The following is an 11706-nucleotide window of genomic DNA, read 5'->3' on the forward strand; positions in this document are numbered from 1 at the left end:
TCTTATATCGGGAGATGTTTTTGGCATTGCGGACATGTTCCGTAAATTTCAAATTTATGGTCGGCGATTTCGTAGCCGTCGAGCTGCGTGGCCAGCCTTTCCATTGGACATATATCGATTTCTTTTGTTTTCCCGCACTCGGTGCAAATGAAATGATGGTGATGGCGGCGGGCGTCGCAGGCGAACCGAAACCGTTTCTCTCCTGACAACTCGGTCATCTCCAAGATGCCGAGCGCAGCAAAGAGCGACAAATTGCGGTACACCGTGTCAACGCTTAAGCCCGGATAAGCGGGACGAAGCGCCTCAAGCACTTCTTTTGCCGTCAAATATTTGTCGCGGCCGGCAAACAGCTCGAGCATTTGTTTCCGTTTTTCCGTATATTTAAACCCTTTTTCCTTCATTAACCGCAACGCTTCGCCAACGTTCATCGCGACCGCCCCCTTCTCCATTTTTTCCATCCTAATACGAGAAGCAAAATGGCCACGGCCATCATGACAATCGTTCCGCCCGGCGCCCAATCGAGTTCGTATGCCGCCAGCAAGCCGACGATGACGGAAAGCTCCCCGAAGAAAACGGAATATGCGATGGCTTGTTTAAAGCTTTTGGCGATGCGGATGCTCGCGGCCACCGGCAGCGTCATGAGCGAAGAAACGAGCAGCACGCCAACGATGCGCATCGACGCCGCGATGACGAGAGCGACAAGCACGATAAACAAAAAATGAATGAGCTTGGCGCGGACGCCGGAAACGCGGGCATATTCCTCATCAAACGAGAGAAGAAACAATTCCTTGTAAAAAGCGAAAATGACGGCGACAGCAACAATCGCGACGCCGAGCGCCGTTCCGACATCAGAGCGGCTGACAGCGCTCACGCTGCCGAACAAGTACGAAAACAAATCAGTTGTAAATCCGTTGGCCGCTGAAATCAAAATCACACTTAAGCCGATGCCGGCCGATAAAATGATCGGAATGGCAAGCTCCTCATAATGCCGGTACACAGCACGCAGCTTTTCGATAAACAGCGAGCCGATGACGGAAAAGCCCATGCCGATGTACAGCGGGTTCCATCCGGCTGCCGCCGGCACGGACTTCCCGAGCAGCAGCCCGGCGGCAATGCCGGCAAGCGTGACATGGCTCAACGCATCCGCGATGAGCGAGAGCCGCCGAACAACGATAAACACGCCAAGCAGCGGCGCGGCAAATCCGGTCAATACCCCGGCCCAGAAGGCGTTGCGCAAAAACTCGTACTGCCATAAGGCTTCCCACACGTGTCATTCCTCCAACGTCAATCGTTTATATGGCCCCTCTAGTGCTCGTGGGAGAGAACGTGAAGCGGATGCCCGTAAAACTGCGAAATGGCTTCGTCGCCAAGCTGTTCAAACTCCTCCGCTTTTCCATGGAAATAGAGGCGTCTGTTCAAACAGGCGATATGGGTGACCCGCTCCGTCATCGTCCCGATGTCGTGCGTCACTAAGATAAGCGTCAAACCGCGGCGGTTCAAATCGCCAAGCAGCTCATAAAACTCGTGCACATGGCGGGCATCCACGCCGACCGTCGGCTCGTCTAAAATGAGCAAATCCGGTTGGCTCGCCAACGCCCGGGCGATAAACACCCGCTGCTGCTGGCCGCCGGACAGCTCGCCGATATTGCGCTTCGCCAACTCGCTCAGCCCAACAGCCTCAAGCGCCGCCGTGACCGCCCGCCGGTCTTCTTTCGTCAACAGGCGGAACAAGCCGCGTTTCGCCGTCAATCCGCTCGCCGCCACTTCCTCAACCGTCGCCGGGAAACCGCGGTTAAAACTGTTGGCTTTTTGCGATACAAAGCCGATTCGATGCCATGCCCGGAACGATTCAACCGGTTCACCGAACAACAAAATGCGGCCATGCGACGGCTTGAGCAAACCGAGCACGCATTTCAGCAGCGTCGATTTTCCCGAGCCGTTCGGGCCGACCAATCCTAAAAATGCTCCTTTCGGCACCGTTAAACTAACATGCTCAAGCACGTTCTCGTTTTCATAACGGAACGACACATCCTCAATTTGCAAAACAAGCCCACTCTCCATGGCGGTTCTCCCTTGCTAATTCAGAATCATTCTGATTTGCTTCACTATGCAAGTATACCCCTCCATCCGCGTTTTGTAAACCTCAATGAATTGCTGATTTAAAGCGGGCGCCGCGCACTTCATGCGTCGGCATAATGGTGATGAACGCATCCGGGTCGATTTCATTGACGATCGATTTTAGTTTTGTCACTTCCAAGCGCGTGACGACCGCATAAATAATTTCTTTTTCTTCATCGGTGTAGCCGCCTTTGCCGATCAATTTCGTCGTTCCGCGGCCGAGGCGGTGCAAAATGGCGTCCGAAATCTCCGCATAATAATCAGTGACAATAAAAGCGGCCCGCGTCTCATCAATCCCTTCGATGACTGCGTCGATCGTCTTGGAAGCAATATAGTACGTCATGACCGAATACATCGCCGCCTCGACCCCGAGCACAAACGCCGCCCAGCCGAAAATAAAGACGTTGACAAACATGACGAACTCCCCGACGGAAAACGGGATTTTTTTCGTCAACAAAATTCCTAAAATTTCTGTCCCATCGAGCGACCCACCATGGCGAATGACCAACCCGACGCCAAGCCCAAGCGCCAAACCGCCAAACACCGTTGCCAAAATCGGCTCGGCCGTCAGCGGGGAAAAATGATGAAATGCCCGTTCAGCGGCTCCGAGAATGACGACGCCTAAAATCGTCGACAACATAAACGTTTTGCCGATGTGCTTGTAGCCGAAATACATAAACGGGGCGTTTAAGAGGATGACAAGCGTGGCAAAATTGAGCAGCCGCCATTCATCTGGGATCAAGTAATCGAGGATGAGCGAAACACCGATAATGCCGCCATCGATCATTTTATTCGGAACAAGCAGCCGCTCGATCGCGAAGGCAGCCAATGCCGCGCCGATGGCGATCATGACCGCTCGGTACAACACATGGTTCAACGGTTCCTTTTTATGCTGTTTTGCCGCCAAATTACCACCCTTTCTCCCTTTGCTTTCATTTCCATTATATCATACACCCCTTTTCTGTTCACGCCATATGATGGAAAAGAACGAAGGAGGCGGTGGCAATGAATTTTTATCAACAGCTTGTCAAGCAAAAGTTGAAAACGATCACCCCGGAGGAATTGGCGGCCTACAGCCGGGACTACGGCCTGCCGATTACCGTCAGCCAGGCGAAAAAAATTCTCCATCTGGCCCGGACGAATGATCTCAACGTTTTCGATCCGCAAGAACGGAAAAAATGGGTGCGCGAGCTGGCGAAAATCACCTCGCCGGAGATCGCCAAAAAAGCGAACGAACTGTTTTTGCAATTTGTGCAAAAAAAGTAAAAAAGGGCGGAACGCCCTTTTTTATTGCTCGTCAGCTGCAATTTTCTCAAGCAATCGATCATCAAAGGTCTTTGCCCGCAGCATCGCAATTTCATGCTTGTACGGTGGTTTTTTGTTGTTTTTCTCCTCACCGACATACGGCGTTTCTAAAATTTTTGGAATATCCTCCAGTTGTGGATGATGGACGATATAATTGAGCGCAGCAAATCCGATATGGCCGAACCCGATGTTTTCATGGCGGTCTTTTCGGCTGCCGCGCGGGTTTTTGCTGTCGTTAATGTGCAGTACTTTCAACCGCTCAAGACCGATGATGCGGTCAAATTCATCAAGCACGCCGTCAAAATCATTGACAATGTCATAGCCGGCGTCATGCGTATGGCACGTGTCAAAACAGACGGACAACTTGTCGTTATAGGCGACGCCATCAATGATGTACGCCAGCTCTTCGAACGTGCGCCCGCATTCCGATCCTTTGCCGGCCATCGTCTCAAGCGCGATTTGCACGGTCTGCCCGCGCGTCAACACTTCATTCAGCCCGCGGATGATTTGCCGGAGCCCCGCCTCCGCCCCGGCGCCGACATGAGCACCCGGGTGCAGCACAAGCTGGCTCGCCCCTATCGCTTCTGTCCGCTCGATTTCAGCGCGCAAAAAATCAACGCCAAGCGCAAACGTATCAAGGTTGACCGTGTTCCCGATGTTGATGATGTACGGGGCGTGAACGACGATCTCCTCAATGCCGTGCGCCGCCATATGTTTTCGCCCGGCTTCGATATTGAGTTCCTCGATCGCCTTGCGCCTTGTGTTTTGCGGCGCCCCCGTGTAAATCATAAACGTATTCGCGCCGTAGGAAACGGCTTCCTCACTGGCGGCGAGCAGCATGTTTTTGCCGCTCATCGACACGTGTGAACCGATTTTTAGCATCCTCTTCTCTCCCTTTTCGTTTCATTCCGGGTCAAGACTACAATTGTTTGAAACGGCCAAGCCGCTTTTTCTTCTTTTCGAGCTCGGCGCGCAGCTTTTTCTTATAGCCCGGCTTCACTTTCTTCGCCTTTTTCAGCTTGGCGATCACCGGTGCGAGTTCGTCTTTCTTTTCGCCGGCCCGCTTGCTCCGCCGGTTCCATGGCGGGAGCTCTTTCCATTCGCCGCGCACAAGATCACGGTGGACGAACGAAATGCCCATTTTCTCCAGGCGGGCGATCGCATCCTGGTCGGACGGCTCGTAAATCGTCGCCGCAATGCCGTTGTAGCCGGCGCGCGCCGTCCTTCCAGCGCGGTGGATGTAAAACTGCAAATCATCCGGCAGTTCGTAGTTGACAACATGGCTGACTCCTTCGATGTCGATGCCGCGCGCCGCCAAATCGGTGGCGACCACGTATTGAAACTCGAGATCGCGGATTTGGTTCATCACTTTTTTTCGTTCGCGCGGCGTCAAATCGCCGTGCAGCACACCGACTTTCAGCCCTTGTTCCGCAAGAAGGTCGGCGACTTCATCCGCCATCTTTCTCGTGTTGACGAACACGATGGCCAAATACGGGTTGTAGCTGACAAGCACATCATGAAGCAGCCTAGCCTTCTCGCGCCCACGCAGCGGAATGAGCACATGCTCGATGTTTTCGTTTGCCGCCTGTCTCGGCTTGACCTGGACGAATGTTGGATTTTCCATATATTTTTTCAAAAACGGCTTCAGCTTTTCCGGAATGGTCGCCGAAAACACAAGCATTTGCAACTCTTTCGGCATGCGGGCGGCGATTTGGTCCACATCGACGAGAAAGCCCATATCCAGCATCAAATCGGCCTCATCAACAACAAGAGTGCGCGCCGTATGCACATCAAGCGCCTGCTCGCGGATGAAATCGTTGATGCGCCCCGGCGTGCCGATGACAATGTGCGGCTGCACCGTCAATTTTTCGAGCGCTTTTTGCTTATCTGTCCCGCCGATGAAACAGCGGGCGATGATCATGCGGTCTTTCGGGCAAAATTTTGTAATCTTCAATGTCTCATGATAAATTTGCGTCGCCAGCTCGCGCGTCGGCGCCGTGATGACAGCCTGCACTTCCGCACGCTCCGGATCGATCTTTTCGATGATCGGCAACAAATAGGCATGCGTTTTCCCTGTCCCGGTTTGCGACTGGCCGACCATGCTTTCGCCGCGCAACGCCCCCGGAATGATGCGTTCTTGAATTTCCGTCGGTTTATAAAAACGAAGCGCCTTAATGGCTTCGATGACAAACGGTTGAAACGAAAAACGGGCAAACTGCGTCTCCGTCATTCCACCACAACTCCCTTCTGCCTGAGCCGCTCCATTTGCTTCACCATTATAGCGAATGTCGGAGGTCGGCCGCAACTAAAGACCACGGCAGCGGGAAAAACCTTTCCCGCCCCGCCCGCATATTGTATGAAAGAGGACGATTGTTCATCCGCACAGTGGAAAGGAGGCAACTGTCATGAGTGCCATGAGATACAGCCGGCCCCCGATGATGCCTTCTCCATTCATCGGTGCCCCGTCCGCCCCGTTCGCCCGCATGCCGGCCCCGTTCCCTCGCCCCGGCGGCGCAGGCGGCCTGCTAGCCCGTTTATTTTCCCGCGGGCAGCCGCCAACGGTGGTCCCATCTCCATCGGGGATGCCGCTATTGCAAAACACAGCCGCCAACGCCGCCACAACAGCCAACACAGGCAGCGGGTTTATCGGCATGTTAAACAACGTGCAAAAAATGCTCGGCATCGCACAAAACGTTGTGCCAATGGTGCAGCAGTACGGGCCGCTCGTCCGCAATCTTCCGGGGATGATCCGCATTTTTCGTGAGCTGAAACCAGCTGATAAAAAAGAGGAGAACCCCACCCAACCGGAGCGCGCACCGGCTGAAGAGGAGAAACGAAAATCAGGAGGGCTGGCGGCCAAGAAACGCCCCGTTCCGCGGCCAAAGCGCGAAGAGCTAGCAGAAAAGCGCACGCCAGCCGCATCCAAACCATCAACCCCCAAGCTGTATATATAGCCATTTTCCGCCCCAGCGCTGCTTGTTGCCGTTTGGGGCGATTATTCTTTGTCTTCCCTTCCGCTCTCCGATATAATGAAAGGTGAACAACCGCCGCACGGTCGGCGGCAGGGAGGGAAAACGATGGAAGTCATTAAAATCACCCCGCGCGGATATTGCTACGGGGTTGTCGATGCGATGGTGATCGCCCGCAATGCGGCTTTGGATCCGTCATTGCCACGGCCCATTTATATTCTTGGAATGATCGTCCATAACAAACACGTCACCGATGCGTTTGCCGAAGAAGGCATTATTACACTCGATGGAGAAAACCGGCTTGAGATTTTGGAAAAAATCGACCGCGGCACGGTCATTTTCACCGCTCACGGCGTATCGCCGGAAGTGAAAAAGCGGGCGCTCGAAAAAGGGTTGGTCACGATCGATGCAACGTGCCCGGATGTGACGAAAACACACCGCTTGATCGAACAAAAGCTCGCGGATGGCTATGACATCATTTACATCGGCAAAAAAGGGCACCCGGAGCCGGAAGGAGCGGTCGGCATCAATCCGGAGCGCATTCACCTTGTGGAAACGGTCGACGATGTCGAACGGCTCGCGTTGGAAAACAAGCGCCTTATGGTGACGAACCAAACGACAATGAGCCAGTGGGACGTCGCCGATATTATGGCGAAAGTGAAGGAAAAGTACCCGCACGTGGAAATGCATAAAGAAATTTGCCTCGCGACCCAGCTCCGGCAAGAAGCGGTCGCCGAACAGGCAAAGGACGCCGACGTGACGATCGTTGTCGGCGACCCGCGCAGCAACAACTCCAATCGCCTCGCCCAAGTGTCGGAAGAAATTGCCGGCACGAAAGCGTACCGCGTCGCGGATGTCACGGAAATCGACATCAATTGGATAAAAAATGCCAAAAAAGTCGCCGTCACCGCCGGCGCTTCGACCCCAACGCCGATCACCAAGGAAGTGATCGACTTCCTCGAGCAATTTGACCCGAACGACCCGGCGACATGGCAGCGGGAGCGGAAAGTGCCGCTGCACAAAATTTTGCCAAAAGTAAAAGCAAAGAAAGACGAGTAACAGCTCGCCCCGTTTATAAACAAAGGCTGTCCCGCAGTCGGCAAAACCGCCTGGTGGAACAGCCTTTTTCGCTTGCCGCTTAGATGAACTGAAACGGATCCGTATGAACGCTGGAGGCGATCACGTCCGTTTCCCACTGCCGCTTCCGGAGCTCTGCCATTAAATAGCGGGCTAATCCTTGCTTCATCACTTTTTCAACATTATGGCCCGGGTCGACAAGGCGCAAGCCGAGCGCCTGGGCGTCATGGGCCGTATGGTAGTACACATCGCCGGTCACGTACACGTCCGCTCCAGCCGAGGCGGCAGCAGCGACAAACTTGTTCCCGTCCCCGCCCAGTACGGCGACGGTTTGCACAAGGTCATCGAGCCGGCCGACGACGCGCACGGCCGGGACGGAAAATGCGGTTTTCACTTGTTCGGCGAAGGCGCGCAGCGTCACCGGCTGCGGCAGCCTCCCGATGCGGCCAAGCCCAAAGCGGCGCCCCTCGTTGTCAAGCGGATAAAGATCATAGGCTACTTCTTCATACGGATGGGCAGCCAGCATCGCTTGAATGACATTCCGTTCCAAGGAAGCAGGAACGATCGTCTCAATGCGCACTTCCTCCACTTCTTCGAGCTTCCCTTGTTCCCCGATAAACGGCTGCGCTCCTTCTTCCGGCAAAAACGTTCCGATGCCGTGGCTGTTGAACGTGCAATGGCTGTAGCGTCCGATATGGCCGGCGCCGGCATCGCCTAACGCCGCCCGCACCGCCTCGGCATGACTCACCGGCACGTAGACAACGAGCTTTTTCAACGGTTCTGTATATGTTGGCACGAGCACCGCCGTCTCGCTTAAACCAAGCGCCTCGGCGAGCCAATCATTGACCCCGCCAAATGCGACGTCTAAATTCGTGTGGGCGGCATACACAGCGATGTCGTGCTTGATGCACGCCGCGATCGTCCGCCCGTGCCCGTCGTCCGTCAACAGCTGCTTAAGCGGGCGGTAGAGCGGCGGATGATGGGCGATAATCAAATCGACTCGTTGATTGATGGCTTCGACGACGACGTCTTCCAGCACGTCGAGGGCGATCATCACTTTCCGGACCGGCTTGTTCAACGTCCCGATTTGCAGGCCGATCCGGTCCCCTTCCATGGCGAGCTGTTTCGGGGCAAGCCGTTCCACAAGCTGAATAACTTCATGACCGTACGGAACCCGGCTCATCGCAACGCCTCCTCTACCAATTGGACTTTTTTCTCCAGTTCGCGCATTTTCACCCTAGCCGCCTCGCTTTCCCCTTTCTCCGCCAAATCGGCGATAATCCGTTTCCAATGCAGAAGCTCGCGCTGCCATTTTTCGCGGAACACCTCGCTGTTTTCCCGGCGCAAAAACGGCCCAAGGAGCAATTCCGCCTCCAGATGGCGGTACGGCCGCCGGGCGTCGCCGCGCTCGGCGACAAGCACTTCGTAAATTTGCCCATCTTCCTTCAGTATGCGTTCGGCAATCAACTCCCACCCATGATCGAAGAGCCAGCGGCGGATCAGTTCAGCGCCAATGTTCGGCTGCAAAATGAGCCGTTGGACACCGACGAGCTTTTCTTTCCCCTCATCCAAAATGCGGGTGATAAGGGAGCCGCCCATGCCGGCGATCGTGATGCAATCCACTTCCCCCGGAGCGATGACAGCCAATCCGTCTCCTTTGCGCACCGAAATGCGGTCGGAAAGCCCCGTCTTTTCCACTTGTTGCTGCGCGGAGCGAAGCGGGCCGTCAGCGACCTCGCCGGCAATGGCTTTTGACACATACCCGTGCAGGCAGGCATAGCAAGGCAAATACGCATGATCCGACCCGATGTCAGCGAGCACGGCTCCTTTCGGAATGAAGGAAGCGACCGTTGCCAACCGCTTTGATAGGCGAAACTCGTTCATGGCTCCTTTGGTGCAGCCCGCCTTCCTTCCACCGCTGGGCGAAGGCGGCCGCTCCTTCCTCCTTTCCTGTTCTCAAGGTCGCGCGCCTCTATTGTACTAAACAAAACATCCCCTTGCCAAAAGCAAAGGGATGTTCACCATCCATTATTTTAAACCGGCGAGCCATTTCGTCATCGCGTCGATGTTGTCAGCCGGCACAAGCCCTGGCGGCATGTTGCCGCGTCCGTTTTGCAGGACATCTTTAATTTGGTCCGCCGATAACCGTTCGCCGACTCCTTTTAATGCCGGGCCGACGCCGCCTTCATAGTTTTGGCCGTGACAGCCAGAACACGTTTGTTGGTAAAACTGTTCCGGATTGAATTCGGCCGTTTGTTCCGTTTTTTCCCCGCCTTTTTTCTCTTTGGCCATTTCCTTCGCATCGCCTAGCCCTTTAAACGACAAGACGAACGTCAGCACAATCCCGAATGCCATGATGATGAAAAACGGGATGAGCGGATTGCGGTTCATCTCTTTTACCTCCCTTATGTATAATGAAGAACGTTGCAAACAATTTTATTTTACTGTAAATAATGGACAAGGAAAAGCTCTAAGTTGCCGAAAAGGCAACAACACACCTCAACACCACCAGATGGCGGCGGCTACAAGCAGCGGTCCGCTGACAGCGGCGAGCGAAAAGTAGCGAAGGCGAAGCAGACGGCCGACTGCAAACCAGAGAACACAGTTTCCGATCACGGCAGCGGCTAGCGCACCCGCTTGCCCCTGGAAAAAGCGGTCAACCTCCAACATGGATGCCACGAGCAAAATCCAAGCGCTTCCGATGAGCGGAAAGTGAAGAAGTTCTCGTTCGTTCCGCCACCGCCAGCAAAAAAACAGGCAAACAGCGAAAAAAAGGGCACAAAGGAGTGTTTGCAAAACAAATGACAATTCAGTAAAATAAATGGCAAGGGCGGCAGCTGGCAACAATAAACAAAGGCTGGCCTCCAGCCGGCTGCGCAACGGGCGGCGCGGGCTCAGGGAAGCATCGCCCTCGGTATAAAGCGCGAGCAAATAATTGCAATAATGCTCTGGCAGGAGGCGCGAACGTTTCCAATACTCGATTTCTCGGATAATCGTTTCCCGCCGTCTCCGGTTCATTTGCATTCCACCTTTCGCCAAAAGAAGAAGAAAAAAATAGTTTACTTCCGAAGAAGTAAACTATGGAACGAACAGTCATTCCAAAAAGTCTTTCAGCCGTTTGCTGCGGCTCGGATGGCGTAGCTTGCGCAACGCTTTGGCTTCGATTTGGCGAATGCGTTCGCGCGTCACACCAAACACCTTGCCTACTTCTTCCAGCGTCCGCGTCCGGCCGTCGTCAAGCCCGAAACGGAGGCGGAGCACGTTCTCTTCGCGGTCGGTCAGCGTATCAAGCACATCTTCAAGCTGCTCTTTCAACAGCTCATAAGCGGCGTGTTCCGATGGCGACGTCGCATCTTGGTCTTCGATGAAGTCGCCAAGATGCGAGTCGTCTTCTTCGCCGATCGGCGTCTCGAGCGACACCGGCTCTTGGGCGATCTTCAAAATTTCCCGCACTTTTTCCGGCGTCAAATCCATTTCCTCGGCGATTTCTTCCGGCGTTGGTTCGCGCCCGAGGTCTTGGAGCAACTGCCGTTGAACGCGGATCAGTTTGTTGATCGTCTCGACCATATGCACCGGGATGCGGATCGTCCGCGCTTGATCGGCGATCGCCCTCGTAATGGCTTGTCGGATCCACCACGTCGCGTACGTACTGAACTTGTAGCCCTTGCGGTAATCAAACTTTTCAACCGCCTTGATCAGCCCCATGTTCCCTTCCTGGATCAAATCGAGGAAAAGCATGCCGCGGCCGACATACCGTTTGGCAATGCTGACGACGAGGCGGAGGTTGGCTTCCGTCAGCCGGCGCTTCGCCTCTTCATCGCCTTGTTCGATCCGCTTCGCCAGCTCAATTTCTTCTTCCGCTGATAAAAGGGGGACACGGCCGATTTCTTTTAAGTACATGCGCACCGGGTCATTGATTTTCACGCCGGGAGGAACGGATAAGTCATTTAAGTCGAATTCCGCCTCCTTGGCCAGCTCATCGATGTCCGGATCGGCTTCCAAATCGGATTCGCTGATGACTTCAATGCCTTGGTCAGCCAAGTATTCATAATATTCGTCCATTTGGTCGGAGTCCAAATCAAAGCCGGAAAGCCGCTCGGCAATTTCTTCGTATGTGAGGATGCCGCGCTTCTTGCCGAGCTCAGCGAGCTGCTCTTTCACCTGCTCCAGCGTTTCGCCGGCAGCCGCCTCGGCCTGCTTTGATTGGGCTGGTTTTTCGGCCATTTCATTACCTCCT

At 54.5% G+C, this 11706-nt stretch carries 14 protein-coding genes; 3 read left to right on the forward strand and 11 right to left on the reverse strand.

All coding sequences use genetic code 11. The features are described from left to right. Positions 1-2: 2 nt before the first annotated feature. From QSJ10_RS10395 to QSJ10_RS10410, 4 genes are all read right to left on the reverse strand, one after another. On the reverse strand, positions 3-428 hold the full coding sequence (locus QSJ10_RS10395; RefSeq protein ID WP_033014648.1) for a Fur family transcriptional regulator: 426 nt from the start codon (positions 426-428) through the stop codon (positions 3-5). After that, the gene (locus tag QSJ10_RS10400; protein ID WP_033014652.1) at positions 425-1267 is read right to left on the reverse strand and encodes a metal ABC transporter permease; all 843 of its coding nucleotides are present in this window, start codon (positions 1265-1267) and stop codon (positions 425-427) included. The genes QSJ10_RS10395 and QSJ10_RS10400 overlap by 4 nt, the downstream gene beginning before the upstream one ends. Before the next feature lie 38 nt (positions 1268-1305). Further along, the gene (locus tag QSJ10_RS10405) at positions 1306-2061 is read right to left on the reverse strand and encodes a metal ABC transporter ATP-binding protein (RefSeq protein ID WP_049624491.1); all 756 of its coding nucleotides are present in this window, start codon (positions 2059-2061) and stop codon (positions 1306-1308) included. Between the two features lie 82 nt (positions 2062-2143). Continuing rightward, positions 2144-3025 (reverse strand): YitT family protein, encoded by an 882-nt coding sequence (locus QSJ10_RS10410; RefSeq protein WP_033014655.1) that lies wholly within the window; start codon positions 3023-3025, stop codon positions 2144-2146. A gap of 98 nt (positions 3026-3123) precedes the next feature. Between QSJ10_RS10410 and QSJ10_RS10415 the strand changes: the two genes are divergently transcribed. Then, a complete protein-coding gene (locus QSJ10_RS10415) occupies positions 3124-3384 on the forward strand; it encodes a DUF2624 domain-containing protein (RefSeq protein WP_033010236.1) in 261 nt (86 codons plus the stop codon). Positions 3385-3405: 21 nt separating this feature from the next. Here QSJ10_RS10415 and QSJ10_RS10420 read toward each other — a convergent pair whose 3' ends face one another. Both QSJ10_RS10420 and QSJ10_RS10425 read right to left on the reverse strand, forming a co-directional pair. Next, on the reverse strand, positions 3406-4305 hold the full coding sequence (locus QSJ10_RS10420) for a deoxyribonuclease IV (protein ID WP_033014659.1): 900 nt from the start codon (positions 4303-4305) through the stop codon (positions 3406-3408). Between the two features lie 37 nt (positions 4306-4342). Next, a complete protein-coding gene (locus QSJ10_RS10425) occupies positions 4343-5653 on the reverse strand; it encodes a DEAD/DEAH box helicase (protein ID WP_033010238.1) in 1311 nt (436 codons plus the stop codon). A 175-nt stretch (positions 5654-5828) separates the two neighbouring features. Here QSJ10_RS10425 and QSJ10_RS10430 point away from each other — a divergent pair, with 175 nt between their 5' ends. Continuing rightward, positions 5829-6377: a YqfQ family protein gene (locus QSJ10_RS10430; RefSeq protein WP_230847095.1), complete on the forward strand. Its 549-nt coding sequence runs from the start codon at positions 5829-5831 to the stop codon at positions 6375-6377. Between the two features lie 123 nt (positions 6378-6500). Further along, a complete protein-coding gene (locus QSJ10_RS10435) occupies positions 6501-7451 on the forward strand; it encodes a 4-hydroxy-3-methylbut-2-enyl diphosphate reductase (RefSeq protein WP_044743145.1) in 951 nt (316 codons plus the stop codon). Between the two features lie 79 nt (positions 7452-7530). Here QSJ10_RS10435 and QSJ10_RS10440 read toward each other — a convergent pair whose 3' ends face one another. The 5 genes from QSJ10_RS10440 to rpoD form a co-directional block, all read right to left on the reverse strand. Continuing rightward, on the reverse strand, positions 7531-8652 hold the full coding sequence (locus QSJ10_RS10440) for a Nif3-like dinuclear metal center hexameric protein (protein ID WP_053532201.1): 1122 nt from the start codon (positions 8650-8652) through the stop codon (positions 7531-7533). Next, positions 8649-9353 (reverse strand): tRNA (adenine(22)-N(1))-methyltransferase, encoded by a 705-nt coding sequence (locus QSJ10_RS10445; protein WP_033007937.1) that lies wholly within the window; start codon positions 9351-9353, stop codon positions 8649-8651. The genes QSJ10_RS10440 and QSJ10_RS10445 overlap by 4 nt, the downstream gene beginning before the upstream one ends. 144 nt (positions 9354-9497) lie before the next feature. After that, positions 9498-9860, reverse strand: a complete 363-nt coding sequence (gene cccA / locus QSJ10_RS10450) for a cytochrome c550 (protein ID WP_033014667.1) — start codon at positions 9858-9860, stop codon at positions 9498-9500. 108 nt (positions 9861-9968) lie between these two features. Continuing rightward, positions 9969-10487 (reverse strand): hypothetical protein, encoded by a 519-nt coding sequence (locus tag QSJ10_RS10455; protein ID WP_049624495.1) that lies wholly within the window; start codon positions 10485-10487, stop codon positions 9969-9971. A gap of 75 nt (positions 10488-10562) precedes the next feature. Further along, entirely contained in the window at positions 10563-11693 is a 1131-nt protein-coding gene (rpoD, locus tag QSJ10_RS10460; RefSeq protein ID WP_033014671.1) for an RNA polymerase sigma factor RpoD, read from the reverse strand. Positions 11694-11706: the final 13 nt, after the last annotated feature.

The sequence above is a fragment of the Geobacillus stearothermophilus ATCC 12980 genome (assembly GCF_030369615.1).
Taxonomy (GTDB): domain Bacteria; phylum Bacillota; class Bacilli; order Bacillales; family Anoxybacillaceae; genus Geobacillus; species Geobacillus stearothermophilus.